The sequence below is a fragment of the Halothiobacillus neapolitanus c2 genome, assembly GCF_000024765.1.
In the GTDB taxonomy this organism is placed as follows: domain Bacteria; phylum Pseudomonadota; class Gammaproteobacteria; order Halothiobacillales; family Halothiobacillaceae; genus Halothiobacillus; species Halothiobacillus neapolitanus.
This window is the reverse complement of the sequence record NC_013422.1, coordinates 2,440,786-2,467,286: the sequence shown is the minus strand read 5'-3', so window position 1 is coordinate 2,467,286 and position 26,501 is coordinate 2,440,786. Positions and strand designations below refer to the sequence as shown.

At 56.1% G+C, this 26,501-nt stretch carries 19 protein-coding genes and 3 pseudogenes; 13 read left to right on the top strand and 9 right to left on the bottom strand.

Going from position 1 to position 26,501, the window contains the following annotated elements; all coding sequences use genetic code 11:
* The first annotated feature begins 158 nt into the window (after window positions 1-158).
* From HNEAP_RS11430 to HNEAP_RS11410, 5 genes and pseudogenes are all read left to right on the top strand, one after another.
* Complete coding sequence (locus HNEAP_RS11430; protein ID WP_012825135.1) at window positions 159-1,001, top strand: TadE family protein; 843 nt, start codon at window positions 159-161, stop codon at window positions 999-1,001.
* A gap of 60 nt (window positions 1,002-1,061) precedes the next feature.
* Window positions 1,062-1,733 (top strand): pesticin C-terminus-like muramidase, encoded by a 672-nt coding sequence (locus HNEAP_RS11425; protein ID WP_166636019.1) that lies wholly within the window; start codon window positions 1,062-1,064, stop codon window positions 1,731-1,733.
* A gap of 136 nt (window positions 1,734-1,869) precedes the next feature.
* Window positions 1,870-3,111, top strand: a complete 1,242-nt coding sequence (locus HNEAP_RS11420) for a hypothetical protein (RefSeq protein ID WP_012825133.1) — start codon at window positions 1,870-1,872, stop codon at window positions 3,109-3,111.
* Window positions 3,112-3,114: 3 nt separating this feature from the next.
* Entirely contained in the window at window positions 3,115-4,716 is a 1,602-nt protein-coding gene (locus HNEAP_RS12400; RefSeq protein WP_012825132.1) for an ankyrin repeat domain-containing protein, read from the top strand.
* A 13-nt stretch (window positions 4,717-4,729) separates the two neighbouring features.
* A pseudogene (locus tag HNEAP_RS11410) lies at window positions 4,730-4,999 on the top strand (TadE/TadG family type IV pilus assembly protein); the annotation flags it as partial.
* Between the two features lie 116 nt (window positions 5,000-5,115).
* Here HNEAP_RS11410 and HNEAP_RS11405 read toward each other — a convergent pair.
* Window positions 5,116-5,415 carry a hypothetical protein gene (locus HNEAP_RS11405; protein WP_041600450.1) on the bottom strand — a complete coding sequence of 100 codons (300 nt, stop codon included), beginning with the start codon at window positions 5,413-5,415 and terminating at the stop codon, window positions 5,116-5,118.
* Window positions 5,416-5,584: 169 nt separating this feature from the next.
* Here HNEAP_RS11405 and HNEAP_RS11400 point away from each other — a divergent pair, with 169 nt between their 5' ends.
* Complete coding sequence (locus HNEAP_RS11400; RefSeq protein WP_133484712.1) at window positions 5,585-5,872, top strand: hypothetical protein; 288 nt, start codon at window positions 5,585-5,587, stop codon at window positions 5,870-5,872.
* Here HNEAP_RS11400 and HNEAP_RS11395 read toward each other — a convergent pair.
* The 4 genes and pseudogenes from HNEAP_RS11395 to gltB form a co-directional block, all read right to left on the bottom strand.
* Window positions 5,854-6,732, bottom strand: a complete 879-nt coding sequence (locus HNEAP_RS11395) for an alpha/beta fold hydrolase (protein ID WP_012825130.1) — start codon at window positions 6,730-6,732, stop codon at window positions 5,854-5,856. The genes HNEAP_RS11400 and HNEAP_RS11395 overlap by 19 nt on opposite strands.
* A 423-nt stretch (window positions 6,733-7,155) precedes the next feature.
* Window positions 7,156-7,552 (bottom strand): annotated as a pseudogene (locus tag HNEAP_RS12595) (integrase core domain-containing protein); the annotation flags it as partial.
* Between the two features lie 114 nt (window positions 7,553-7,666).
* Window positions 7,667-8,172 (bottom strand): annotated as a pseudogene (locus tag HNEAP_RS12590) (transposase); the annotation flags it as partial.
* A 177-nt stretch (window positions 8,173-8,349) separates the two neighbouring features.
* On the bottom strand, window positions 8,350-12,810 hold the full coding sequence (gltB, locus tag HNEAP_RS11385; protein ID WP_012825129.1) for a glutamate synthase large subunit: 4,461 nt from the start codon (window positions 12,808-12,810) through the stop codon (window positions 8,350-8,352).
* Window positions 12,811-13,563: 753 nt separating this feature from the next.
* On the opposite strand from gltB, the gene HNEAP_RS11380 reads away from it, so the two are divergent.
* Entirely contained in the window at window positions 13,564-16,749 is a 3,186-nt protein-coding gene (locus HNEAP_RS11380; protein ID WP_012825127.1) for an HD domain-containing phosphohydrolase, read from the top strand.
* A complete protein-coding gene (locus tag HNEAP_RS11375) occupies window positions 16,746-17,459 on the top strand; it encodes a class I SAM-dependent methyltransferase (protein ID WP_012825126.1) in 714 nt (237 codons plus the stop codon). The genes HNEAP_RS11380 and HNEAP_RS11375 overlap by 4 nt, the downstream gene beginning before the upstream one ends.
* Window positions 17,460-17,497: 38 nt before the next feature.
* Here the strand turns inward: HNEAP_RS11375 and HNEAP_RS11370 are convergent, their stop codons facing one another.
* The 4 genes from HNEAP_RS11370 to HNEAP_RS11355 form a co-directional block, all read right to left on the bottom strand.
* The gene (locus HNEAP_RS11370; RefSeq protein ID WP_012825125.1) at window positions 17,498-18,997 is read right to left on the bottom strand and encodes an SPOR domain-containing protein; all 1,500 of its coding nucleotides are present in this window, start codon (window positions 18,995-18,997) and stop codon (window positions 17,498-17,500) included.
* 29 nt (window positions 18,998-19,026) lie between these two features.
* Entirely contained in the window at window positions 19,027-20,148 is a 1,122-nt protein-coding gene (gene aroB, locus HNEAP_RS11365; RefSeq protein WP_012825124.1) for a 3-dehydroquinate synthase, read from the bottom strand.
* 119 nt (window positions 20,149-20,267) lie between these two features.
* The gene (locus HNEAP_RS11360) at window positions 20,268-20,684 is read right to left on the bottom strand and encodes a hypothetical protein (protein WP_012825123.1); all 417 of its coding nucleotides are present in this window, start codon (window positions 20,682-20,684) and stop codon (window positions 20,268-20,270) included.
* Window positions 20,685-20,754: 70 nt separating this feature from the next.
* On the bottom strand, window positions 20,755-21,045 hold the full coding sequence (locus tag HNEAP_RS11355) for a YcgL domain-containing protein (protein WP_012825122.1): 291 nt from the start codon (window positions 21,043-21,045) through the stop codon (window positions 20,755-20,757).
* Between the two features lie 81 nt (window positions 21,046-21,126).
* Between HNEAP_RS11355 and HNEAP_RS11350 the strand changes: the two genes are divergently transcribed.
* The 5 genes from HNEAP_RS11350 to msrA all read left to right on the top strand — a co-directional run bounded on the left by HNEAP_RS11350 (window position 21,127) and on the right by msrA (window position 26,270).
* The gene (locus tag HNEAP_RS11350) at window positions 21,127-22,377 is read left to right on the top strand and encodes an AmpG family muropeptide MFS transporter (protein ID WP_012825121.1); all 1,251 of its coding nucleotides are present in this window, start codon (window positions 21,127-21,129) and stop codon (window positions 22,375-22,377) included.
* 16 nt (window positions 22,378-22,393) lie between these two features.
* The gene (locus HNEAP_RS11345) at window positions 22,394-22,870 is read left to right on the top strand and encodes a hypothetical protein (RefSeq protein WP_012825120.1); all 477 of its coding nucleotides are present in this window, start codon (window positions 22,394-22,396) and stop codon (window positions 22,868-22,870) included.
* A gap of 47 nt (window positions 22,871-22,917) precedes the next feature.
* Complete coding sequence (locus HNEAP_RS11340; RefSeq protein ID WP_041600449.1) at window positions 22,918-23,826, top strand: ProQ/FinO family protein; 909 nt, start codon at window positions 22,918-22,920, stop codon at window positions 23,824-23,826.
* Window positions 23,827-23,913: 87 nt separating this feature from the next.
* On the top strand, window positions 23,914-24,801 hold the full coding sequence (locus HNEAP_RS11335) for a glycosyltransferase family 2 protein (RefSeq protein WP_012825118.1): 888 nt from the start codon (window positions 23,914-23,916) through the stop codon (window positions 24,799-24,801).
* Between the two features lie 212 nt (window positions 24,802-25,013).
* Window positions 25,014-26,270: a peptide-methionine (S)-S-oxide reductase MsrA gene (gene msrA, locus HNEAP_RS11330; protein WP_012825117.1), complete on the top strand. Its 1,257-nt coding sequence runs from the start codon at window positions 25,014-25,016 to the stop codon at window positions 26,268-26,270.
* Window positions 26,271-26,501 lie beyond the last annotated feature (231 nt).

The window sequence follows — 26,501 nt, the reverse complement described above, 5'->3', positions numbered from 1 at the left end:
GGTGCAAGCGCAGTCCGACTATTTTGAGCTAACGCACATCTTGCTCGCGAAGCCGAAGGCAACGACCCGAGCATGGGTGCTACCCACCAAGCGACCGCGGTGGCGCCCCCCATCACCGATATCGAAGCACCGCCACCCGGCTCTGTGCGAGCACCTTGATGATGAACACGTTCACTTTATTTCATCGTCAACGCGGTCAGGGGCTGGTAGAGGCCGTGATCGTCCTGCCCGTATTCGGTCTGTTTTTACTGGGGATATTCCAGGGCATTTTGCTGTACCGCGCAAAGACCACGCTGGATTACGCGGCATTCATGGCCGCACGCAGTGGCGCAATGAACTTTGCCCAAAAGAACGCCATGATCGACGGACTCGCGCGTGGCCTGATGCCGCTTTATGCCCATCAGACCGGTGGTGGTGCCGTAGTTGCAGCGTACGCCAAAGCCAAGGCGGACATCCAGTTGGGGCAGTCAGCCGCAATCACCATCATCAGCCCGACCAAAGCGGCATTCACCGACTGGCAAGAAACCCAATACGATGGCGTAGCCGCCATCCCCAACGACAGCCTGCCTTTTCGAGGCAGTGCCATTGGCACAAAAAGCCACATGACCGTGCAAGATGCCAACCTGCTCAAAATCAAAGTGACCTATCAATACCCGTTGATCGTTCCTGTGATTGATCGCCTGATCGGTCACCTGGATGTGGCGCGAACAGCTATCGCCGGACACCCCGTCTATAGCCTCGATATTCAGGCCCAGGCCACCGAACTCATGCAGACCCCGATTCGTGATCCCAATCTGCTGCCCTCTGGTACTGGCGGAGGCAACAAAAACGGTAGTGGAAGTTTGAATAACGGCAATAGCTTGGGTAGCGGTAACAACAGATCGGGCAATAATTCCGGGAATAGCAGCGGCAGTGGCGGATCAAGTGGCGGGAGTGGTTCTAACAATAACGGCAATGGCAATGGTGGCGGCAGTCAGCCACCTAGCGATGTTTGCATCTGAATTCGAAGGGAAAAAATGAGACGAACAGGGAATCTGATAACGAATAAACTATTGCTAGCCTTGGCCGCCATTGCCACGTTGGCAACGATTGCCACCACAGCCAACAGCAGCTCAAATACTAAGGCTTGTCCACATGTGTGTATGACTGTTAAGAAAGGCGAAAGTAAAGCCGATGCCATCAAAAAATTCGAGAAGAGCAATAATTGCGTGGTCAGCGGTGGAAAATCCTGCGCCAAACAGGATCGAATTCTGTACGTTGTTTTGAAGACGAACGAGAACGATAGTCGTCCGGTGGCGTTGAATGGTTACGTTCCCAAGTATAAAAATGGCAAGGCGATTGGTAAGAGCGGGGTAACCATTGGCTATGGTGTGGACCTGGGGCAGCAGGACATGGCGACGCTCAAGGCATGGGGCGTTTCGAAATCACTGAGAGATAAACTGAAGCCCTACCTTGGCAAAACGAAAGCTGCCGCCATTCTTTACCTTTATGGTGACGGCACCAAGAAGCATCCGGCGCATCCATTAACGATCACCACCGCAGAAGCCAAAGAGTTGAACGATGGCGCCAGGAATTACATCATTGGGAAACTGGCGACCGCTTTTGACAATGACAATACGCAGCATGTCGATTTCTACCAGTTGCCCAGCAACACGCAAACAGCCTTGGCCGACTTTTTTATCAGCATGGCGCTTACAGCAACAAGGTCTACAAAAAGCTTTGGAGCGCCGTAAAAAATCTCGATTGGGAAAAGGTCGCCAAGCTACTTCCGCAAGAACCAGGTGAGCCAAGGACGCGGCTCTCAAATGATGCCAAACTCGTGAAAAGCGACCTTAACGCAGGCAAATTCTCTAACAATGGAGTTCCGAAATGCTGAATGCACGTAATTTCTTCCTGCTTGCGGTTCTGATTTCCTTTACCGCCTTGTACCCGAACCAAGGCCGTGCCGACGATAATGATTACGCAACAATCGTCAAGGAGATTTACCCCGCGCATTATGAAAAAATCCCAATAAGCTATCAGGACTATCAAACACAGTATCGAAGCTTCGAAGGCTATCTTGGCGATCACTTCCGCGTGAGTGATCCAGGGTGTGTGGGCGGCGTGGTTACTTTGGTCGACGAAGTTGGTGCCATGTATACCGTCCCGCCTGAGGTCGCAGGGTCGATCGACAAAAACGTGTTTTTCACATGGAGCCATATGCTGCATGGCGGTACGTGCCAGACAGGACTGGTGTTCTCCCGTGATATGAAGGTCAAGCTCGTGGCGACCTATATACTTGGCAGTGTCAGTCTCGCGGGAAAAATCACCACACCCACGGTGCTCACAGTCTACGTAAAGAACCCGGATGACCTGAAATATCTTTCGGTGCTGGAACGTTGGGCGGCTGCAGAAAGCCGTTTGACTTCGGCCATCCCCGGTATGTTTGCACCTAAAACCTACGAAACCCGCGTCTACGACCTGCGCTGCAAGACTAAAGGAAACCGTATCGACGTACCCGAATGCCGCATGCACCCAGCCGGACTCCATGCACCCTCGCCTGCGAAGAGCGAAACCCAGGTTTGGCCAAGCCCCGACGAGCACGTGAACTGGGCCGCGATGCAAAGTTTCTGGGAACAGTCGATGAAACTACCGGGAATCGATACCGGACCGGCGGACAGCCCCAAGCACATGCTGGTTTATTTTGACCCCAACTGCCCAGTTTGTGCCCAGCAATGGGAGCAATTAATACCTTACCTCGACTCGGTACGTATTCATTGGATTCCGATTGCCTATTTCGACAAAGACAGCCTGAGCCGAGCAGCCGCCCTGTTGGCCGCGGCTCATCCTGCACAAGCACTGCTGCAAAATGAGCGGGCGTACGATCAAAAGAGCCACAAAGGCGGTTATCCGATACCATCGCACATCCCCTCGTGGGCACGGCGAGCAGTGCAGTCGAACACCCGAGAAGCCGAACGGATTCTCGGTCAGATTGCTACCCCCACGCTGGGTTTTGAGCTCGAAGCGGGCAAAAAGTATTACCGCTTCACGGGCCTCATGGATGCTACCTCCATCCGAACGGCCGTCCAGGCGCTTGGGCGCAGCCCTGATTCTTTACCTAAACAACGATGATGTATGCACTTCAAATTTCTGTCTACTCTGGGTAAACGCCTGTCGGTGCTTGGTGCCGCTACCCTTGCGCTAACAATCACGGCCTGTGGTGGCGCATCCTCAGGCACGAGTATCACGAACACGGTCTGGTCGGCAAGCATGATGAAAAATACAGATCAGGCCAGTGATCAGACCGGTGAGCCCTTTCGTCTGAACGGGCGTAGTGCGGCATCGGTATTTTCTGATTCCAAGGTGGCCGAGCTGGCAAACGAGGCCTGCGACGGCGCGGCTACCAAGGTTAAACCATTGGTGCAAGCCGGTGCGGATGTCAATGGCCAAGGCACGCAGGGGATTACCCCATTGATTTGGGCCATGAGTTGCCATAACTATGCGGGGATTAGTGCCTTGCTCGAGCAAGGGGCCAATCCCAACCTGCCGATGGCGAACGGCAGCACGGCGGTATACCTCGCCGCAGGAGGTAGCGATCCCAAAATTCTTCCTTTGCTGCTGGATCATGGTGGCAATCCCAAGGAGATGAAGGTTTTTGACCACATCAACAATCGACATGTGTATAAGTCGCCTCTGATGAATGCAGCACAAATGGATCGCTTTGAAAATGTGAAATTGCTCGTGACCCGTGGGGCGAATGTCTACTACATCGAAGGCCCCATTCCGGGGTGTCCCTTCTGCGGATTGACCCCGCTGGATGTGGTTAAGAAGCCCGAAATAGCGATATACCTTATTCGGCACAGCCCAGACAACAAGGTGCGTTTGCAACGATATGCAGATTTCTGGTGGTACCACTACAGCCTTTTAACCCCGGAAGAACGGTACAAGAAATATCCTGATGATTACCAGGCATCTTCCGAATTGCTGCAACTGCTTGCTGAGCGCGGCGTGGTCCCAGAAGATCCTGCCGCGCCGGAAGAGCCGCCCCCATCCGGTTCGGCAGAGCCGCAGACCAAAAAAGATGCTAACCAGGCAAAACTCGATGCCTTCTTGAAGCAGCGGGAAGCCGAAGGCCAGCCCTGCGCTAATGGCATGGCGGAACTGGGTGCCAACGGTGCGCCAAGGTGCGCCAGACTAAATCCCGGAGCGATCAGCGCAACTGAATGGCATCAGGTAAAGGCCCTAAGTGGCGTAGCCACCCAAGCGGGGAATAAGGCACCGGCCTTGTACGTGTTCTTTGATCCGAACTGCCCACCCTGTGCGCAATTATGGCAAAGCCGGGTTTCGGGCAAACCCTTCGGCGACGTACCTGCCGTATGGATTCCCGTGGCCTATTACTCGACCGACAGCCTCGGCAAGGCGGCGGCCATTTTGCGCCAAGGGGATCGAGCCGCACTGGAGCGCAACTTTGGCGCAGGATACAACGTCACAAAAGAATCGGGCGGCATCACCCCGGTGCAACCAACCCGTGCAGAATCGCGCCACATCGCAGAATCCCGCGCACTGTGGAAGGATCTTGGCGGTGGCACGCCCATGCTCGTCTTCCAAACCGCCAATGGCGAACTCATTCGCTTTATGGGATTTCCAAAAAACAACATCTCGACACTTGAGACCATCGTGCAGTCTTTGAAACAACCCAAGTCCAAGCAGCCGAAGTTGACACCCTACAAACCTTAGAGCAACGCTAGAGGCCGTGATCGTCCTGCCCGTATTCGGCCTGTTTTTACTGGGGATATTCCAGGGCATTTTGTTGTACCGCGCAAAGACTACGCTGGATTACGCAGCATTCATGGCCGCACGCAGTGGCGCAATGAATTTTGCCCAAAAGAGCGCCATGATCGACGGACTCGCGCGTGGCCTGATGCCGCTTTATGCCCATCAGACCGGTGGTGGCGAAGTGGCAGTTGCGTATGCCAAAGCCAGGGCGGACATCCAGTTGGAACGGTTTCAATGCCATTGAGTTAAGCGCTAACTGATTGATGTGTAATGTAGAATAATCAGGCGCAACAACATGAGGAACTTCCACCATGACCATCACCCGTCTAATTTAAAAACACTTATGCCGGCATAAGCAAACTAATTCGCTCGCACGAGTTTCTTGATCGCCATCGGCGTGACGAAACAGCCTTCACCCGCCAGCGTACGCTGGCCTTTCCCAGTCTCATCCTGCATGGTCTCAATCTGACCAAGGGCTTTGCTCAAAAAGAGATGGACAACACGTTTGCGCAACTTCGCCCACACACGTTCCCCACTTGTCAGGTGACCAAGTCTGCCTATACCCAAGCCCGTAGCAAGTTTTCCTATCAAGTCTTCGTCGGAATCAACCAGCACCTTGTCGAGCAGGTCTATCAGCAGCTGGGATACCGTACTTGGCATGGTAGCGGCTCCGCGCTGCGGATGGCTCACAGTCGCGCTTGCCGCACGTGGCAGAAATCATTGATGCTTTTGTCTTACGTCACGGCAAAGCCAATCAGCGTGCCGTGCCCATGGCGCTGGTATAGTTGTATTACTATGTGTTCAATCAGGTGGTTATTGACGCGCAATTGTGTCCTCCGATACCGCCGAGCGTGCGTGTATCGCAGCGCATCTGGAACTGTCGCGCATGGGCGATCTGATTCTGTTCGATCGTGGTTATCATGTGCTGCGCGAGGTGACGATCATGTCGCGTATTCGTGCCTTACAGGAACGATGTGCTCAAAACATCGAAGCGTGCCGTCTCGATCGACGATTCATGCGTAGGGTGAGCAATCTGTATCAAAACCTGTTCTTTACGGCTTGCAAAGCGTGTCGACTATGGGTTTGTATCCTTTTGATTCAACCAATTGCAGCTTGACTGAATGGCATTGACGCTGACTCCGTTGATCCTAAATTGAAGTAATTTTCAATTATTTCTTTCAATTGTCTTGCAACGATTTTGTCTTCCATGGCCATGAAATGACCACAATCAATCTCAATCTTATCGCTATTTTTAATATGATCGCATGCCAAATCAACGGAATCCGATGACGTGTACCGGTCCTTTCTGCCATTAATGAACAGCGTTTCAGACTCGATGTTAGAAATCGCCAAAATCGCTTCATCTTTGTCGATGGAGAGAGTCCGTTGAAAATGCTCATGCAAATAGGAAACTTCGCTGTCGGTCAACTCAGACAGGTATTTCTTGTTGGCGATCTTGAACCGATCAGGCAGAAATTCCCCCAAGGTCTCATTCACCAGGTCTGAGAATTCCTGCATTTCACCATCATTCAGGCGGCAGGTCATCTCGTGAATGAGCGATCGCATGTCGTTAGAGACACCGAAAGAAAACGCTCCGATAATCGCCTTCTTGACACCGACCGGACGATTCGCCAAAGCAAGCAAGGTGGCGGCACCACCCCATGACATGGAGCAGAGGTAATCGGGTTGGTAGTGTTTGCACAAATCCAGCAATATGTCCGATTCGATCTCTCGAGTCGGACTATCGGCCCCGACATTGTATTCGCGGGACCGCCCGATGCAAGGAGAGTCGAATAGGACAAGGTTGAAGTCATCGAGTGCCGAAATGGCCCACGTAAAAGAGGCTGTGGTCGACATGGCCCCGTTTACCATCATGATGGTTTTGCTCGCGGCGGGAATGCGTTGAACCTGGGTAACGTAAATCGTGTAGCCACAGGACGCGAAGGTCCCGTTTGTCATGACTCGTTTTCTTTTCATTGGTACATTTATCCTTAGAATTAACTTGAAATACAGCGGGCTCCAAAAACCTCATTCAGGCGCCGTTTTAGGCCATGCAGTCCATAATTGGCAAGTGTTTGTTGTTTTGAGGGGCAAAACGGATCTGGATCCTACAAAAGGAACAGGAGCAGGAATAAAATACTGAAAATAGTGTTTTTTTTCAGGGTAATACCCGATCCTTAAAAAATGACGCTTGTAGATTGGTCCAATTTTTTATAGTAACAAATTTCACTGCGGGTTACCGCGAAAAACCGAAACGAGCACGTCAAATTGCGGCGCCACGTGCTCGTTCGTGCCTCGCCATCTAATTGATATGTCTCGTTACTCACTGAACGCGCAGCTGGCGATAGCCCGCGGCTCCTTGGGTAATCCCCCCATTTTAGCGGCGCCAAAAAGTAGGGTTTACGCAGCCATCAGTGGCGGCTTGCCACCATTGGCTTTGTGGAGGCGATGAGGATAGTAAAACCAGAACAACTGGGTCGCAAATCTTGAACTTCCTCCAGGCTGTCGAACAGATGTTTGCTCAGCCAACTGTAGTGGATGGTTCGGTTCGTCCGCTCAATGTAGGCGTTCTGTTGTGGCTTGCCAGGCTGGATATAGTCGATGCGGATGTTCCGCCTTCTGGCCCAGTCGACGAACGCGTGGCTGATAAACTCTGGTCCGTTATCGCAGCGAATGGCTGTTGGCTTCGCTCGCCATTCCAACAGTTGCTCTGCAGCACCCGGATCACACGCAGCGTCGGCAGTGAGAAGCCCGCTTCAATGGCCAGTCCTTCTCGCCGGTAATCGTCAATCACATTAGGGAAGCTCGAAAAACCCGTCATTCCCGCGTAGGCGGGAATCCAGCGCCTTTATTTTTCTGGGTTTCCGCTTTCGCGGGAACGACGAGTCTCGGGTATTTCGAGGCGCCCATTAAATAACCAAAAATGCCGGCCATCGCTGAGCTGGTCGTGCAGGAAGTCCATCGACCGGACCTGATCCGGCTTGATTGACTCTTTCAGGGACTCGGTAGCCCGCCGCTTCAGACGACGCCTGGGCTTGATCCGAAGGTTGGGTTCCAGCGCGCATTAAATCCGATATACACGCTTGTGATTCCAACCTGTGCGCTCGACGTTGCGCCATCTCCTTGCGTCGGGATGGCTTCAACACTTTTTTGCGAGCGCCTCCTGCACGATCTCGGCCTTGAGGCGTTCCTCTGCGAACATCTTCTTGATCCAGCGGTTCTCGTCTTCGAGTTCCTTGAGGCGGGCCATCAGGGATGGCGTCCATCCCGCCATACTTGGCGCTCCCATGTCAATTATGGGTAAAAACGAGCACTGCTCATGCCATGTTCGCGGCAAAGCTCGGGGACGGGTAACCCATTTTCCGCCTGCTTGAGGATCGCCAGTATCTGGCTGTCCGAAAATCGCGATGTCTTCATGCAGAATCTCCTTCGTGAGCATTACGAGAAAAATCTACTTCTGAGCGCCGCTAAAAATAGGGGGATTACCGGGGACGCATTCATTGGATTTCGAAAAGCTCATTTCGATAATGAAAGCGCTAACGCCTAAAGCCCCGAGTATGTCGGGGCTTTAGCTTGTGTGCGGTGCGGAGGGCGTTACGCTGCGTTGACCAGCGTTGCCATAAGATCGTGAATGTCGCTGGCTTTTGGCTTGATAAGCCAGAACTTGGGCAGGTACAGCTCGAAATTTTCCAGAATATCAGCTGCGCGTGCGCTGCCGGTTTTCGCCAGGTGGGTTTCCAGCGTACCGCGCAGGTGCTGACGATGGTTTTCCAGTTCAGCCGCTTGCAGCCGGTTGATGTCAATGAGCTCGTGGTTGTAGCGATCGACAAAGCTGTTGTCTTCATCCAGGACATAGGCGAAACCACCGGTCATGCCCGCGCCGAAGTTGACACCGGTACGACCAAGGATGGTGACAATGCCGCCGGTCATGTATTCGCAACCGTGATCACCGCAACCTTCGATGACGGCCACTGCGCCTGAGTTACGCACGGCAAAACGCTCACCGGCCTGACCGGCGGCGAAGAGTTGGCCGCCTGTGGCGCCATAAAGGCAGGTGTTGCCGATAATGGGGGTTTCGAAGCTCGCGAAGGTGCTGCCTTTGGGGGGGTAGATCACCAGTTCGCCGCCCGCCATGCCCTTGCCCACATAATCGTTGGCATCGCCTTCGAGCGTCATGTGCAGACCGCCTGCATTCCATACCCCGAAACTCTGGCCGGCAATGCCGGTGAATTTGAGGTGAATTGGTGCGTCTACCATGCCGAGATTGCCGTAGCGTTTGGCTATCTCGCCGGATATACGAGCACCCATGGAGCGGTTGATGTTCTTGATGCTGAAATTGAACTCACCGCCCTTTTTCGCTTCGATGGCGGGCAGGATTTGCCGAACGATTTCCTCTGCCAACTCGCCTTGGTCGTGCGGGGTGTTGTGCGGCGCGAGGCAGCAGGTCGCGGCATCGTTGATCAAGCCGCCATCGGACAGCAGTGCATCCAGATTGAGGTTGGCCTGTTTTTCTGTTTGTGGCTTGCGTTGCTTCAAAAGATCGGTGCGGCTGATGAGGTCATCGATCGAGCGAACGCCCAATTGCGCGAGCAGTTCACGCACTTCCATGGCGATGAAGCGGAAGTAATTCATTACTTTCTCGACATTGCCCTTGAAGTGATCGAGGCGCAGCACCTTGTTTTGCGTGGCGATACCCGTCGCGCAGTTGTTCAGGTGGCAGATGCGCAGGTATTTGCAACCCAGCGCAATCATCGGGCCGGTGCCGAAACCAAAACTCTCTGCGCCCAGAATGGCGGCCTTGATGACATCCAGACCGGTTTTGAGGCCGCCATCGGTTTGCAGGCGCACCTTGTCGCGCAGGTCGTTGGCGCGCAGGGTTTGATGCGCTTCGGCCAGCCCCAGTTCCCAGGGCGAGCCCGCGTATTTCACCGAGGTGAGCGGGCTGGCGCCAGTGCCGCCATCGTAGCCGGAAATGGTGATCAAATCGGCATAAGCCTTCGCCACGCCGGCGGCGATGGTGCCCACACCCGGTTCGGATACGAGTTTAACGGACACCAATGCCGTGGGATTGACTTGTTTCAAATCGAAAATCAGCTGCGCCAAATCTTCGATGGAGTAGATGTCGTGGTGCGGCGGTGGAGAGATCAGGGCAACACCAGGGCGGGCGTAACGCAGTCGACCGATGAATGCATCGACTTTGTGACCGGGTAATTGCCCGCCTTCACCTGGTTTGGCACCTTGCGCGACCTTGATTTGCAGCACTTCGGCATTGACAAGATAGTGTGGGGTTACACCAAACCGCCCTGAGGCAATCTGCTTGATCTTGCTCATTTTGTCCGTGCCGTAGCGGGCGGGGTCTTCACCACCCTCGCCCGAGTTGGAACGGGCGCCCAGCCGGTTCATGGCTTCGGCCAGCGTTTCATGGGCTTCAGGCGACAGTGCGCCAAGACTCATGCCCGCCGAGTCGAAGCGACGAATGATGGAGTCGAGCGATTCGACCTCATCGATCGGGATCGGCTGAGTGTCGTGTGACAGATCGAACAGGTCACGCAAAGTCGCGATCGGTCGGTGGTTTACGTGGGCAGAATATTGTTGCCACAATGCGAAGTCGCCGGTATTCACCGCCTGTTGCAGGGTTTGCACCACATCCGGGTTGTAGGCGTGGTACTCGCCGCCGTCAATATATTTGAGTAGGCCGCCTTGACGTGGCTGCTTGCTCTTGAGCGTGGCTTCACGGTGCAGGATTTTCTGGTCGGCTTCGAGATCGACGAAACGCGCGCCTTCCAGGCGGCTGGTGGTGTCTTTGAAGCACAGATGCACCACCTCGCTCGCCAGGCCGATAATCTCGAACAGCTGGGCACCGCGATAGCTGGCCACGGTTGAAATGCCCATTTTCGACAGGATTTTTTTCAGGCCTTTGCCGAGCGCCTTGACGTAGTTGCTGGCGAGCTTTTCGCTGGTTTCGGCCGTAATCTGCTTGGTCTGCCGCATGTTTTCGATGGCTTCGAAGGCCAGGTACGGATAAATGGCTGTCGCGCCATAACCGAGCAAGACTGCGCAATGATGCGGGTCACGCGCCGTTGCCGTTTCGATCACCAGGTTTGCGTCGGTGCGCAAGCCATCGCGGATAAGGCGATGGTGCACGGCACCGGTGGCGAGCAAGGCGTGCATAGGTAGGCGATCGGCGCTGATGCCACGATCCGACAACACGATGATGACCTTGCCCGCGCGAACCTGGGCGACCGCTTCGTCGCAGACCCGCTCGATGGCCGATTGCAGGCCTTCGTTGACCGGATAGTTCAGGTCGATGCGGCAAGGCGCAAAGTCGGGATCGGTTTGCGTCACCAGTGCCTGGAACTTGGTTTCGCTCAGAATCGGCGTTTCCAGTTGCAGGCGATGGGCATGCTCAGGGGTTTCCGCGAAGATGTTGCGCTCGCGTCCGATCAACGTTTCGAGCGACATGACGATGGCTTCACGCAGCGGATCGATCGGGGGGTTGGTCACCTGCGCGAATTGCTGGCGGAAATAATCATAAAGCGAGCGCTGTGTCTGGGAGAGCACGGCCATCGGCGCGTCGTCGCCCATTGAACCGATCGCTTCCTGCCCATCTTCCGCCATGACACGGATGACCTGATCGCGCTCCTCGAAACTGAGCAGAAACTCTTTTTCGTATTGGTGCAATGTGTCGATATCGAGTGGTTGGCTGGTGAGCGGGCCCTCGTTGAGCGCGCTGGCAAGCCGAACGGCATGGGCCTTGAGCCAGGCGCGGTAGGGCTGTCGGCCTTTCATGAGGTCATCGACCGTCTCCGGTGCCAGCAATTCGCCTTTGGCCGTATCGACGGCGACGATCTGTCCCGGGCGAACACGACCTTTTTCCACGACATCGGCCGGGTCGTAATCCCAAACGCCGATCTCGGATGCCAAAGTGATGTGACGATCCTTGGTGATGACCCAGCGGGCCGGACGCAAACCGTTTCGGTCCATGGCGCAGGCCACGGTCTGGCCATCGGTCATCACGATACCGGCCGGACCATCCCAGGGTTCCAGATGCATGGAGTTGTATTCGTAGAACGCGCGCAGATCGGCATCCATATGCTCTACGTTCTGCCAGGCGGGCGGCACGATCATGCGCATGGCGCGCAGCATGTCGACGCCACCGGCCAGCAGCGCTTCGAGCATGTTATCCATGGAAGAAGAGTCGGAACCGGTCGTGTTCACCAGCGGGGTCACAAGGCTCATGTCCGGGATCAGCGGTGTTTCGAATTTGCTGGAACGCGCCAGTGCCCAGTTGCGGTTACCACGAATGGTGTTGATTTCACCGTTGTGCGCCAAATAGCGGAACGGTTGCGCCAAGCGCCATTCGGGGAAGGTGTTGGTGGAGAAACGCTGGTGAAACACGCACTGCGAGGATGCGAGCGACTCGTCTTGCAAATCGAGATAAAAACCGGCGAGGTCGTCGGGCATCATCAGCCCTTTGTAAGAAATCACCTGAGCCGACATCGATGGCATGTAAAACACTGGATCGTCGGCCAGACGCTTTTCGGCCACGCGACGGGCGATGTACAGGCGCGTGTCAAATTCGCGCGCGGTCAGATTTGATGGCGCATTAACGAATACATGCAGTACATCCGGGCGCTTGGATTCAGAAATGGAACCGAGCACGGAAGGATTGACGGGCACCGTGCGCCAGCCGGCGACCGTAAGGCCCTGTGCCGAGAGTGTTTCGCCCAAGGTGGTTTTGACGGTTTGGGCAGATGCCGCATCACGGCCGACGAAGACCACGCCGACGGCATACTGATCTGCCAGCGTAAAGCCCAGCTTGCCTGCCTCTGCACGGAAAAAAGCATCGGGTTTTTTGAGCAGAATGCCGCAGCCATCGCCCGATTTGCCATCGGCGGAAATACCGCCGCGATGCGTCATGCGCGCCAGTGCTTCAATGGCCGTGGATACCAGAGTATGGCTGGGTTGGTCGTCCATGTGGGCGATCAAACCAAAACCGCAGTTATCCTTTTCGAAACTTGGGTGATACAGACCGGCGGTTGGGGCGCGATTCATCGGGTTAAAACCTCTTCTTATTCGTACGTAACCTCTGAATGACGCCATCCCGGCCCATTCAGAGCACAAAAAGCAAAACGATGTGTTCGCTTTTCTATCCATAATGTTCTTCCGGCAGCCACTTGCCCCGATCCTGCGGCACAGAGAGCGCGAACCGCGGAAAGCCGATCCGCTTGCTGCGCGGTATCTCTGCGGCTGACCAGAAGGTTTTTCTGTTCAAAACGCATGTCGCTGCCGACGTCACCTTGAAAAAACGACTGAGGCGCATCGCACCTGCTTCTGGCTAGGGAGTCGGGTGGCGGGGGAATCGTAAGGCGACCAATCAATCATCTTGACTTGGCCGCCCCAAGCATATTCCCTCGGGTAAGTTCTTTATCAGCAAGGAGTTAACAAGGTTCATCAATCGCGATGAACGACCTGCTTGTCCCATTATGCAGCCTGAAAAATACCCGCCTGAATGCCCTAATTAATCCAGAATTAACTCACGTGCTTTGAATATAGCATTTGCTGCGTGTTTCAAGGCAAAATGGGGCCAAATTTTAGCCACATCGCAGTGTGTTTGCAAATCAGACCGCCTTGGGTCCATGATAGCCCTTAGTGCGCCTGTTTTAGGGCGCGCAGGATGCGTTCGTGGTGCGGGTTTGGTCGCAGGCGTTTGTATCTGAATGGTTTGGGGCTTTGCACACAGTGCAAGCGTTCCCGAACCGCGGCGGACAAGGAATGTTCACGGGCTATTTTGCCGGGAGATAGATCATGGAATCAGCGGTGTCGAAGAAAGCCAGATCCTGGCGTCTTTCTTTCCGAGTGACGGTCATCACCATTTTCTTGTTTTTGACCATGACCATGGCCCTGATCGGCATTGCGCTGCAATATTATTTCAGCACGCGTCTGGCGACCGATTCGACCCTGACCCTCTACCAGCAAGCCGCAGAACAAACCCGCGCTTATCTCACCTCGATCGATCAGTCCACCAGCCAGATTCTGAAATTGGCTGCCCCGAGGCTGGGACCCGCGGACGATCTGGATCACCCGCAGGCAATGCGCGCGTTGATGACCACGATCCTTCAAGAAAACCCGCTTTACTACGCGAGCTATGTGGGCTTCCCCAATGGCGATTACTACGAGTTGATCAACCTCGACAGCGGCGTTGGTGTTCGGCAACAGCTGATGGCTTTGCCGCAGGATCGCTGGGTGGTGCTCACCGTACGACGCGTCGATGGCGAACGACGGCGGACGATGGCCTATTACGATCAGAATTTCACGCTGCGAACCCGACGCGACGCACCGACCAATTATGATCCGACGAGCCGTCCTTGGTATCAGCATGCCAAGGACGGTGTGGTGTTCAAGACGCCGCCTTATCTATTTCAGCACCTGCAACTGCCCGGCCAGACCTACGCCATGCGCATTTCGGGCACTCAAGCCGTTATGGCCATTGACATCACGCTGGCCTCGTTATCCGACCACTTGCGCGCGCGCGCGCCCGATCCCGAAAGCCGGATTTTTCTCTACCAGAAAAATGGCCAGCTGATTGCGGGCAGTAATCATCCGACCACCTCCGTCCTGCCTCCGGTTGTCCAAAAACTCGATTTGACGGCTTCTGAGAAAAATACGGTAGCGAAGGCGCCGGTCTTGACCGTGTCGAGCCTGATGGACTGGCCGCCGTTTGATTTTTCGATTGCCGGTAGTCCACAGGGCTACACGGTCGATATGCTCTCCCTGATCGGCCAGATGACGGGGCTGAGGTTCGACTACGTGAACGGTCCGAGTTGGCCCCAGTTCGTGGATCTGTTTCGTCAAGGCCGGGTGGACATGCTCGGTTCGGTGATGTGTGATGGCAATAATGCCATGCAGGGCATTCAGACAACGCCTTATGTGCATGCACCGATCGGTGTCCTGACGCGTGCCGGTGCGCCACGTGTCGACCGGATCGAGCAGCTTTACGGTCAACGCGTGGCCATACCGGCGGGCTGGTCGATCATCGGCTTTTTGCAGCGCCATTTTCCCAAGATTCAGGTGGTCACTGTGGACGGAGTGTCCGGCATGTTTGCCGCCGTTCGCGCTGGTCAGGTTTTTGCGGGCATCGATAATGCCGCCGAGCTGCGTTATACCAAAAGAGAGTTTTTCTACGATGACGTGACCGTCACTGCGCCACTGTCCTTTGGTGCGATCACTGCGCCCACCGGGCTCTGCTTTGTCGCGCAAAAAAAACATAAAGCGGCGGTGTCCCTGATCAACCAAGCGCTGAATCAGCTGACACCGGCCCAGAAAACACAGCTCAAGAATCGATGGTTGTTGACCGATGAGGCCCGCAAGCAGCCTAGCGCGACGGTGCCCTTCGCCGCATTGGTCGACATGGCCGCCGATCCCGGGCAGCAAAACCGCTTGATTCCCCTGATGCTCGGTGGGCAAAAACAGTTTGTGTACGTAACTGCGCTGGGCAAGGCGGGGTTTTCCGATGCGTATTTTGGCATCCTGACACCGGTGTCACGCGTATTGGCTCCCGCCTACCAGGAGGTTCGCCAGGTCATGTGGCTGACGCTCATCATCTGGGTTCTTGTGCTGCCGCTGGCATACTGGCTGGCCACCCTGATCGTGACACCGGTCAAGTTGCTGGCGATCGAAGAAGAGAAGATTCGAGACAAGAAATACGCAGAACTCAAACCGGTATCCAGTCATATTGGAGAGATTGACGATCTGGCGGTCTCGCAGCGGGAAATGGCCCAGGCCATTCAGCGGCATGCCGAAGAACAGGAAGCACTGATCGATGCGTTTATTCTTCTGATCGCTCAGGCCATTGATGAAAAATCACCTTACACCGGAGGCCACTGCGCACGGGTGCCGGTGATCGCCATGATGCTGGCAGAGCGCGCGCATGAATCCGATCAGCCGCCCTTTGATGCCTTCCACTTCAAAAATGATTCCGAGTGGCGTGAGTTCAGAATCAGTGCGTGGTTGCACGATTGCGGCAAGATCACCACGCCGGAGTTCGTGGTGGACAAGGGCAGCAAACTCGAAACAATCTACAACCGTATTCATGAAATCCGGACCCGCTTCGAGGTCCTCTGGCGCGATGCGCAAATCACCTACCTTGAGAACTGCCTGCGCGACCCGCAGGATGAACCCGCACACAAGGATGCGTGGGTGCAGCAACAGGCGCAGTTGCAAACGCAGTTCGCCTTCATTGCCGGATGCAACGAGGGCGGCGAGGCCATGAGCGAAGCCCAGATTCAGACATTGGAGGCGCTGGCCCAAATCACCTGGATACGACATTTTGATGATCGTCTGGGATTATCTCCCGCGGAACACCGGCACCTTCAAACCTGCGACCACGACGCAAGCCTGCCTCAAACCGAATATTTACTGCAAGACAAGCCCTGGCATCGCATTCCCCGAACCGCAACCTTGCCTTGCCCCGAACGCTTCGGGATACACATGGCCAAGCCGGAACTGCTCTATAACCGCGGTGAACTGTATAACCTGAAAATCCTGCGCGGCACATTGACCACAGAGGATCGCTATAAAATCAATGAACACGTCATCAGCACCATCCGGATGCTTGACAGGTTGCCGCTTCCGGAGAATCTCAAACGCGTGCCCAGATACGCCTCGACCCATCATGAAACCCTCGATGGCCGGGGTTACCCGCGGCAGTTGACCGCAAAAGATCTATCAATGCCCGAGCGAATCATGGTGCTGGCCGATATCTTCGAGGCGCTCACCGCATCCGATCGTCCCTACAAGAACGCCAAAACCCTCAGCGAGGCGCTCGATCTCATGCACAAGATGGTGCAAGAACAACATATTGACCGCGATGTGTTTGATCTGTTTTTGATCAGCGGCACCTATCGGGAATATGCCCAGCAGTACTTGAAGCCCGAGCAAATCGATACGGTCGAAATATCACGATACCTGAGCGCGGACACCCGCGACTCATGAGCTTGCCCGGACAGGAAAATGAAGCGCGGATTATCGGGTCATGGCAACGCAATGCCGATCCGTGGATTGCCGTGTTGCAGGAACGTCGCATCGAGAGCCGACGGATCACCGATCAGGCGATCATCGACCGCATCCTCGCGCACAAACCCGGATCGGTGTTGGACATCGGTTGTGGCGAAGGCTGGCTTCTGCGTGCGCTCAAGCAGACGGGTATCAATGCCGTCGGCGTGGATGCCGTGCCCCGGTTGGTCGAGGCCGCGCGTGGGGCCGGCTCAGCCGACGCGCACTGCCTGACCTATGCCGACCTCGCCCGGGGCGCGTTGCCTGGCCGTTTCGATGCGGTCGTGTGCAACTTCTCCCTGCTGGGCGAACAGTCGGTGGATGCGCTTATGGCCGCTATGCCATCACTGCTCCAGCCGGGTGGTGTGTTGATCATTCAGACCGTGCATCCGGTCATGGTCTGTGGCGATGCGCCCTATCAGGACGGCTGGCGCACCGGTTCGTGGGCCGGCCTCGCATCCGAGGTGATCGCGGACTTTGCCGAACCGCCACCCTGGTATTTCAGAACGCTGTCCGGCTGGATGCGTCTTATGATCCAACACGGCGCTACGATCAAGTCCCTGAGCGAACCGGTGCATCCGGTCACGGGTCAGCCCGTATCCGTTCTGTTCGTCTGCGGCTTTGACTCGAACGGTACTGAAAAGCCCTAGCAAAAAACCCCTGGCGGCGCCCTGCGTTCGCGAGGATGCTATTTGCTGGGTGACACCGTGCTGATGGCCTCGCGAATCGATGCGAACGAGCGCGGATAGGGTTTGAGCTTCTGCAACGCAGCCGGCAGCCGCGATACGGTCTGGCGTGCCGCATCGATGCTGCTGAAATCACCGGCGGTTACCGTGTAGAGCACCTGGTTGTTCCTTTTCTGGGAAAACACGTGCCATTCGCCGACCGGCGCATGCACGGCCTGTTTCCTGATGAAATCCAGCGCCGTTTTTTCATCGTTGAACGCCCCGATCTGAAGTGCGGCGCGCTTGGGTGCCCGGGCGCGATACCAGGCATTATCCACCCCTTTGACGACTACCGGCTTGGCTATGGGCTCGGGTTTACTTTGTTTTGTCACCGGGGTCGGCGCTTTAACTGGATTGGGCGCTATCTTTTCGGTCGGTTTTGTTGCGGTTGCCTGTTCCACCGGCTTCTCCGGCTTGGGTGGAATCAGGTGCGGTGTTTCACCCGCAGTGGGGGTGGGTGTTTTCTCGACAGGCTTGGTTGTTTCTGGTGCCGTTGTTTCAGGCGACGGATTTACACGGGGTGTCTCCGTCATGGCTGGCTCGGGCGCGTTATCCGGTGATGGGGCAGGCGCAATGGTGGCCGGTGGTGTTGCCAGCTCCACGGGTGCTTTGTTGATTTGAGTGTCTGAGGCGCTGACCGAGCCGTCATTGGGCAATGGGTTGTCTGCTTGCGCCGGTGGGGTGCCGGTCGCGCCGGAATCTGTTTTCAGCGCGAGCGTTTGGGGTGTGTTCGGCTGATCGGTCGAGCGCGTGAGCAGAGCGAAACCGCCGAAGGCAATAATGGCCACACTGATGCCGGCAGCAATCAGTAATGTCGGACTGAAGCGCTTGGTCGGCGTTAGGTGATCGGACGGACTGGAACTGCTGCCATCTTCTGGATCATCGACGAACAGCGATTGGGTCGTTGCCGCGGCTGGCGCTTCAACAGGTGTTTGTTTTGTTGAAGGCGGGGCTTCTCCCAGCAGTTGACACGGGTGCATATCACTCTGCATTTCGGAGAGCTCGGGTTCGAGCCGCAGTTGGTCGGTCAGGCCGATATCTCCGGTCAAAAGAAACAGTAACTGGTTTGGTGCCAGATCATGCGACGTGCGCAGGTAGCTGACCATCTCCACCCACTGAGGCGTTTCCAGCCAGGCATGCGCATTTTCAATGATGACGAGAACGCGTTCGGACGCGGTTAACGCTTCGTGCACGGCGGAAGCCAGCTCTTGAGGAGACTCGATTCCCGGTGAGAGCTGTAACGTTTCACTCACCAGCGCGATGATCGCTGTGGGCGTGGTGGTCGGGCTGGCTCTCAGGCCGATGATGTCGATGTAATCCGGCAGCTGGTCGTCCAGCAGTTTTACGAACGCCCGTCGTTCCGGTTCCGATGCGCTCTCGACCAGAATGATCCGGTCGGCGTACTTGATCAGTTGCGTGATTAGATTGGCTTGTTCGAGTGCGTGTTGCTGCGCGGTATTCATGAGGGTGTCCATTCAGATCAGAGTCGCGATTAAAAGGCCGATGCGTGAGTGTTTTGTAGCGTTTGCATCAGGGTTTCTTCCGGAGCCTTGTCGGTGACGAGCGCCGAGCCGAGGCCGTGCATCAGGACCAGACGAAGCCGACCACTCTGCACTTTCTTGTCACTGTCCATAAGGCTGCGGATCGTTTCGATACTGAGCTCGCTCGGGCTTTGTGTCGGCAAACCTGCGGCGGCCACAATGCGATAAACGCGGGCCAGATCAGCAGCGCTGATCCATTCGAGGCGATGCGAAAGATCCGCTGCCATGCACATGCCCGCACCCACGGCTTCACCATGCAGCCAGTTGCCGTAGCCCATGCCCGCTTCGATGGCGTGGCCGAAGGTGTGCCCCAGATTGAGCAGCGCGCGTAGCCCCCCCTCGCGTTCGTCCTGATTGACGATATCGGCCTTGATGGCGCAAGACCGTGTGATTGCGTGTTTCAAAGCGGCTTCGTCGCGTGCGCGCAGCCTGGCGATATTGGTTTCGATCCAGTCGAGGAAATCCACATCCCAGAGCAGACCGTACTTGATGATTTCAGCGAGCCCAGCCGACAACTCTCGATCTGGGAGGGTGTCGAGCGTGCGAATGTCCGCAATGACGCAGCGGGGCTGGTAAAACGCGCCGATCATGTTCTTGGCACGAGGGTGATTGACCCCCGTTTTTCCACCAACGGAGCTATCGACCTGCGAGAGCAGTGTCGTCGGAATCTGAATGAAGGGGACGCCGCGCTGGTAGCTGGCGGCGGCAAAGCCGGTGATATCGCCGATAACCCCGCCGCCCAGTGCAATCAATGTGGTCTGGCGGTCGCAGCGTGCATCCACCAGCGCATCGAAAATCGTGCTGAGTACTTCCAGCGATTTGTACTGTTCACCATCCGGCAGCACGATCTGTTCGACTTTCTTGAATTCGCTCAGCCCGTTGATCAGCGCATCGGCATAAAGCGGGGCTACGGTGGTGTTCGAGACAACAACCGCCGTGTCACCCGGGATGTGTCGGGCCAACAGCTCGGGCTGCTTGAGCAAATCGACCCCGATATAAATCGGATAACTGCGATCAGCCAGATCAACAACGAGGGAAGCGGTGTTCGTTATCTCAGCTGCAGTATCTGGCATTGGGCCACCTTCGTTCTTGTAGACAGTAAGTTGGATGAGTACGGAACAGTCCGTGGAATAGGGACTATATCAGGAAGATGCATGGTGCGGCTGCGGCATCGTGGCGACGTCGAGCGGCATTATTTACGTTCGACCGGCATCCAGCCACTGGACCCTTTCAAGAGTTGCAATCGCGAATGGTAGGTTTGCGTTTGTCCTGCCTTGAAATTGCCGAACTGCAGCATCAAGCCAATTTGCCCGACAGTGCCCAGCAGGCTGTTGGCCGAATCGGCACTTTGCAACGATTTGGCAACCTGTTCTGCGCTTTGTTTGAAGACCAGTGTGGCGGCAACGTCGACCGCCCATTTCTGATCTTGTTCGGCCGAATTGAGGGAATCGATGCGTTCGACCACGATGACCTTGCCGGATGGATCAAGCTGATCTTGGAGAATTTGCCGCACGGAGTCTTTATCAGGGCCGTTGTTGAACAGGCAGCCTGCGAGAGATAGCAGTGCCAACAGAAAGAGACTACGTGTCAAAAAGGTCAATGGTCGCAAGGCGATAGCTCCTTAAAACATGAGGACGGACTTGGGTTTTGAACGGGTGGTCAGGAATCTCGAAGCCGGGTTAAAGGTCGGCTGGCCGAGGAATGCCGGCCTTGAGGTTGTCCCAATGTGCCCAGTTCTGGCTGCCCGGTGGCATTTGCACATAAAACCCGAGCGTCGACAGATAGTGGCGAACCGTGGCGGCATCCGTCCTGGCCAGCGCGCGATCAACGCTCAAATCCAGATGCATGACCTCTTCCAGTCGGCCAAAAGGCGTCAGTATTGTCGCGTCCAGCGTGTCCGGCAAGATGCCCTTGGGAAGAAACAGGTACAGGTCGGCTTTTTTCAGGCTTTTGTAGATTGTGCAGTGCATGGTGATCAATTTTGGTGGTGAACGAGGCGAAGTTTATCCCAAATGCAGCGTAAACCGATTTTTCATGCGAGGATGCGTGGCATGAATGCCTCCTGGTTAGCTCCTTTCCGCCGTGTCCTGACCTCGCGTACCGAGCTGGCGGTTCTGTTGCTGGGGTTTTCTTCGGGGCTGCCATTCCTGTTGAGTTCCGGCACCTTGCAAGCCTGGTTGACGGTGAGTCACATCAGCACGTCCACGATTGGCTTGTTTGCGCTGGTCGGGTTGCCCTATACGCTCAAGTTTCTCTGGGCGCCTTTGCTTGATCGGTACAGCCTGCGCTGGCTGGGGCGGCGTCGAAGCTGGATGGTGCTGGCGCAGATCGCCATCGCACTGACACTGCTGGCCATGGCAATCACGAAACCGGAAAGCCAGATCTGGGCCTTTGCTCTTTTGGCATTGATGTTGGCGACGCTCTCGGCCACGCAGGATATCGCCATCGATGCATGGCGAACCGATACGCTCAGTCCAGAAGAGCGTGGTTTCGGTGCGGCGTTGTTCGTCATGGCCTATCGTATCGGGATGCTGGCGGCAGGCAGTCTGGCGATGATCTTCGCGCAATATTTCGGTTGGCCGTTTACCTACACGGTGATGGCGGTGTTCATGGGTATCGGCATCGTCGCCACCTTGATTGCCCCAGAGAAAAACACCCTGGAATTGGCGCCGCCAAGCTTGCTGGCGGCGGTGGTCGAGCCGCTACGGGAGTTCTTCGGACGACGCGAAGCCTGGGCCTTACTGGCGCTAATTGTTTTGTACAAGTTCGGTGACGCCTTTGCCAGCGCGCTTTCCACCACCTTCCTCATTCGCGGTGCCGGTTTCAGCTTGGCCGAAATTGGCCTGATCAACAATGGACTTGGTCTGGTCATCACTCTTGTCGGTGGTTTGTTCGGCGGTTTGTGGATGATCAAGCTGGGGCTGTTCCGCTCGCTCATGGTGTTTGGTGTGTTGCAGGCGGTGACGAATCTGGGTTACGCACTGCTGGCTGTGGCGCCCAGCCTAGGGTTGATGGTGCCGGTCATCGCGCTGGAGCATTTCACCGGAGGGCTGGGTACGGCGGCCTTTGTTGCCTTGCTGATGGCTGCTTGCGACATTCGTTATTCCGCCACACAATTTGCCCTGTTATCGGCAATTGCCAGCTTGGGGCGCGTATATCTCGGGCCGGTGGCGGGGTTGACGGTAACCGCCTTGGGGTGGCCCAGCTTTTTTGTGCTGACTTTTATCGCTGCTTTGCCCGGACTTTGGTTATTATTTCGACTCAGGGCGATGATCCAGCAGATGGATCGTTCGCCGAATTAACACGGGAGGGCGTGCCATGCGCTTGAAAAATCAGATCTTGATGGCCGTTGTGGCCGGAATGTTCAGCGTGAGTGTCGGCAGCACGGTTGCCAGTGCCGACCCGCCACCTTGGGCGGGCGGACAGGATCGATCGGATAAACATCACGGCGGCGATCATGATCGCGACGATGATCGTCGTGGTGCGCGCGGCGATCGTGGGCACGATCACTACCAAATCACCACCCGCGAGCAGTACTACATCAACGACTGGTATCGCCGCCACGGGCACAAGAATCATGGGCATCGATTGCCGCCGGGGCAGGCCAAGAAACTCTATCGAGGCGCACCGTGGCCACCACCGTATGCCTATGCCCCGCTGCCTTATGAAGTCGTGCGTGGGCTGCAGCCATTGCCGCCCGGATACCGTTATTATCAGGTTGGTGCCGACGTAGTGATCGCCAATTTGGCCGGACGGGTTGTCACCGATGTGGTGTACGACTTGCTAAACCGTTAAGCTCCGCATCCTGACTTCCTTTGTACTATGGCCAGTAGCGTTTGAATATGACCGAGCAATCTTCTCGCCCTGCCGCTGATGCGGCTGATCAATCACAATCTCGCGATCTGGCTGTTGATCAGACCGGCTCCGTGGCATCGGCACCGGACGCTGCTGTATCGGCAGAGGCTGTTGTGACTTCTGAAGCACCCGCGGCGCAAGCGGCGGAGCTTGGCGCCGACTCTGTGCCGACAGGTTTGGAGCAGGCGGATTCGGAATCCACAGATTCGGAACAAAAAGCCGATAAACCCGCCAAAAAGCGGGTTCCGCCACAGGAGGTCATCGCTCGTCTGGTTGCAGCCTGGCCTTCGGCTTTCTTTTCGGAGCCGCGCTCGGTCAAGCCACTGACAATCGGTGTGTTGCAGCAGATTCTGGCGAATCGTCCGACTGATCTCGATGGCTTGAACAGCCACGCGATCCGCACGGGCATCAAATTCTACACATCCCGGTTGTCGTACCACTATGGCATGGTGCATAACACGCACCGCATCACGCTCGCCGGAGAACCTGCCGAGGAAGTGGACGATAAGGCGCGCGAGTTTGCCAAAGCCCAGATCGTTGCGATCAAGCAGCAGCGAGAAGCGCGCCAAGCAGCAAACCAGCCTGCGCAGAATTCAGCGGATGCAGCCTCGGGAGCGCAAACCAACGATGAGGCCGCAGAGGGCAAGAAACCGTCCCGTCCCAAGCAGGCCCGCAAACCGCGCCCTGCCGCTGGAAGCGAAGGGAAAGGGCGTGATGCAGATGCTGGCGCGCCATCAGGTCAGCGCCCGCGCCGTCCGCGCCGGGACCAGGCGCGCCCTCCGCGATCAGACAAGCCGGCGGCTTCCGCTACTCAGGCTGCGGCACCCGCAACCGAGAACCTGAGTATGGAAGAGAAGCTCGCCCGTCTGGCCCAGCATTTCGGCAAATCCGGTTAGAGCCCGATTTGAGCGCCCGGTTAACAGTCAGATCAGATCGATAACAGATCGCTGTACTCAATCAGACCCTTTCAGGAACACCATGCCATGATGGCTTCAACCGCCCTTTCGATCATCCTGCCCGCCAAGAATGAAATCGGAGCGGTGGGGGATACCGTCAGGCGGATTCGTCTGGCCTTTCCCGATGCGGAAGTGCTCGTGGTCAACGATGGCTCGACCGACGATACCGCAGGGGTGGCGGAAGCGGCCGGCGCACGGGTCATCACTCATCCGTACAGTATGGGCAATGGCGCGGCCATCAAAACCGGCGCGCGCCAAGCGACCGGCGAGGTGTTGGTGTTCATGGATGCCGACGGTCAACACGATCCGGCGGATATTCCCCGCTTGCTCGCCCGGCTCAATGATGGGTTGGATATGGTGGTGGGCGCGCGCCAATCCGGTTCACAGGCCAGCGTGGGGCGCGGTTTGGCCAATCGCTTCTACAATGCACTGGCTTCCTGGATGACCGGTCAGAAGATCGAGGACCTGACTTCCGGCTTTCGCGCCGTGCGCGCCGATAAATTCCGCGAATTTCTTTACTTGCTGCCCAACGGATTCTCCTACCCCACAACCTGCACAATGGCGTTCTTCCGCGCCGGGTATGGTGTGGCCTATGTGCCGATCATGGCGGCCCAGCGGATTGGCAAAAGCCATATTCGGCTCGTCAAGGATGGCATCCGCTTTTTGCTGATCATCTTCAAGATCGGCACCCTGTACTCTCCCCTCAAATTGTTCCTGCCGGTTTCCCTGCTGCATTTCATAGTCGGTCTGAGCTATTACCTGTACACCTACAGTGAATTCAATCGCTTGTCGCTGGCATCGGTGTTTTTGTGGAGCGCGGCTGTCACCATTTTTCTGATTGGCCTTGTTTCCGAGCAGATCACGCAGTTGATGTACAAGGACAGCGGCAATCGGCCCGATTCCCGGCACGATTAGCCCGTCAAAAAAGCACGCTCGCCCTTTTTTCAATCAACCCGTTTTCAGCCTTTTCTTAATTAGGCTGCCCGTGTCATTCCTGTAACGGAATTTCATCAGTTATCGAACTATACTCAGATCACAAATAAATTCGTGGGAGATGAGTCGTGTTTCAAGGCAGTCGAAAGCAGATCTGGAAAAAGTTAGGTTTATTGATCGGAGGGATTGTATTCATGGCAAGCAATGTTCACGCGGCCGATACCGGCGCAGGTCAAACGAGCGCCGCGGCCACCGACTCGATCGTATTGGGCATGGGCTGCTTCTGGGGCGCAGAAAAGCGTATGTCGGAAATCCCCGGTGTGGTGGATGTGGAATCCGGTTACGCGGGCGGTGACAAGGCACGAGTTGGTTATCGCGAGATTCTAAACGATGAGCAGGCCATCCGTCGGGGTGCGCTCGACGAGCGGAATCACGCCGAAGTGATCAAAGTAACCTTTGATCCGGCCAAGGTGAGCCTGAAAACCATCCTGATCAAATTCTGGGAAAACCACGATCCGACCCAGGGTGACCGTCAAGGTAACGATGTCGGCAGCAATTACCGCAGCGTGATTTATTATCATGACGATGCGCAGAAGGCGGTCGCACTGGAAACTCGGGATGCCTATCAAACCGCTTTGACCCAGGCCGGACGCGGTACGATCACCACCGAGATTGCACCTTTGCGCAACTACAACACCGCCGAGGAATACCATCAGGACTACCTTAAGAAAAACCCCAACGGTTACTGTGGTCTGGGTGGCACCGGCGTGGCCTATCCCGGCAGTGATCAGGCTGCTTCTGCCCCAGCACCGCAACTGGTTGCGGCGGATTTGAATGCCGATCGGCAGCTGATTGTGTTTGAAGCCCATGATTGCCCGTTCTGCGCCCAGTTCAAGAAAGACGTGCTTGCCGATTGGCGTTCGCCCGTGCCGGTCGTCGCAACGCTCAACCCCAATCCGCCCAAGAACTGGACGCTAGAAAAAGCCCTGTTTGCCACGCCCACCATCGTGCTGTTCGAGCAGGGCAAGGAAGTATCCCGATACACCGGCTATAACGGCGACAAGGACCGATTCTGGAAATGGCTCGGCTTTCACCTGTTGACGCCGGAACAACAGAAAATCGCGTTTGAGCAAGGCACGGAGCGACCGGGAACCGGCTCGCATCTGGACGAAAAGCGCCCCGGCACCTTCGTCGATCCGATCACCGGCGCGCCGCTGTTCCGCAGCGACACCAAATTCAACAGCGGCACCGGTTGGCCGAGTTTCTTCAATCCCCTACCGGGCGCCATCGAGCTCAGAGAGGACAATGCCTACGGCATGCGCCGCGTCGAGGTGATCAGCGCCAGCTCGGGCATCCATTTGGGGCATGTGTTTGACGATGGCCCGCCACCGACCGGCAAACGCTACTGCATCAACGGCGATGTACTGAATTTTGTGCCCGATAAACCTTAGGAGATCTCGAAAAACCCATCATTCCCGCGTAGGCGGGAATCCGGCGCCTTGATTTTTCTGGGTTCCCGCTTTCGCGGGAACGACGAATCACGGATATTTCGAAGTACGCTTTTCTTGGGTGCTCAACTGTTTTAAACGATGCCCGTTCTGACATGAGGTCTCTTTAATGGGATTTTCGCCGTGTGCCGCAGTATGATGACTAAGGGTGAAACCTCAAAAATCACCAACCAC

What these genes read in the sequence shown, in the direction of transcription:
- HNEAP_RS11430 (WP_012825135.1), top strand. Translation starts at nt 159, where the DNA reads ATGATGAACACGTTCACTTTATTTCATCGTCAACGCGGTCAGGGGCTG.
- HNEAP_RS11420 (WP_012825133.1), top strand. Translation starts at nt 1,870, where the DNA reads ATGCTGAATGCACGTAATTTCTTCCTGCTTGCGGTTCTGATTTCCTTT.
- HNEAP_RS12400 (WP_012825132.1), top strand. Translation starts at nt 3,115, where the DNA reads ATGCACTTCAAATTTCTGTCTACTCTGGGTAAACGCCTGTCGGTGCTT.
- HNEAP_RS11405 (WP_041600450.1), bottom strand. Translation starts at nt 5,415, where the DNA reads ATGCCAAGTACGGTATCCCAGCTGCTGATAGACCTGCTCGACAAGGTG.
- HNEAP_RS11395 (WP_012825130.1), bottom strand. Translation starts at nt 6,732, where the DNA reads ATGAAAAGAAAACGAGTCATGACAAACGGGACCTTCGCGTCCTGTGGC.
- gltB (WP_012825129.1), bottom strand. Translation starts at nt 12,810, where the DNA reads ATGAATCGCGCCCCAACCGCCGGTCTGTATCACCCAAGTTTCGAAAAG.
- HNEAP_RS11380 (WP_012825127.1), top strand. Translation starts at nt 13,564, where the DNA reads ATGGAATCAGCGGTGTCGAAGAAAGCCAGATCCTGGCGTCTTTCTTTC.
- HNEAP_RS11375 (WP_012825126.1), top strand. Translation starts at nt 16,746, where the DNA reads ATGAGCTTGCCCGGACAGGAAAATGAAGCGCGGATTATCGGGTCATGG.
- HNEAP_RS11370 (WP_012825125.1), bottom strand. Translation starts at nt 18,997, where the DNA reads ATGAATACCGCGCAGCAACACGCACTCGAACAAGCCAATCTAATCACG.
- aroB (WP_012825124.1), bottom strand. Translation starts at nt 20,148, where the DNA reads ATGCCAGATACTGCAGCTGAGATAACGAACACCGCTTCCCTCGTTGTT.
- HNEAP_RS11355 (WP_012825122.1), bottom strand. Translation starts at nt 21,045, where the DNA reads ATGCACTGCACAATCTACAAAAGCCTGAAAAAAGCCGACCTGTACCTG.
- HNEAP_RS11350 (WP_012825121.1), top strand. Translation starts at nt 21,127, where the DNA reads ATGAATGCCTCCTGGTTAGCTCCTTTCCGCCGTGTCCTGACCTCGCGT.
- HNEAP_RS11345 (WP_012825120.1), top strand. Translation starts at nt 22,394, where the DNA reads ATGCGCTTGAAAAATCAGATCTTGATGGCCGTTGTGGCCGGAATGTTC.
- HNEAP_RS11340 (WP_041600449.1), top strand. Translation starts at nt 22,918, where the DNA reads ATGACCGAGCAATCTTCTCGCCCTGCCGCTGATGCGGCTGATCAATCA.
- HNEAP_RS11335 (WP_012825118.1), top strand. Translation starts at nt 23,914, where the DNA reads ATGATGGCTTCAACCGCCCTTTCGATCATCCTGCCCGCCAAGAATGAA.
- msrA (WP_012825117.1), top strand. Translation starts at nt 25,014, where the DNA reads ATGGCAAGCAATGTTCACGCGGCCGATACCGGCGCAGGTCAAACGAGC.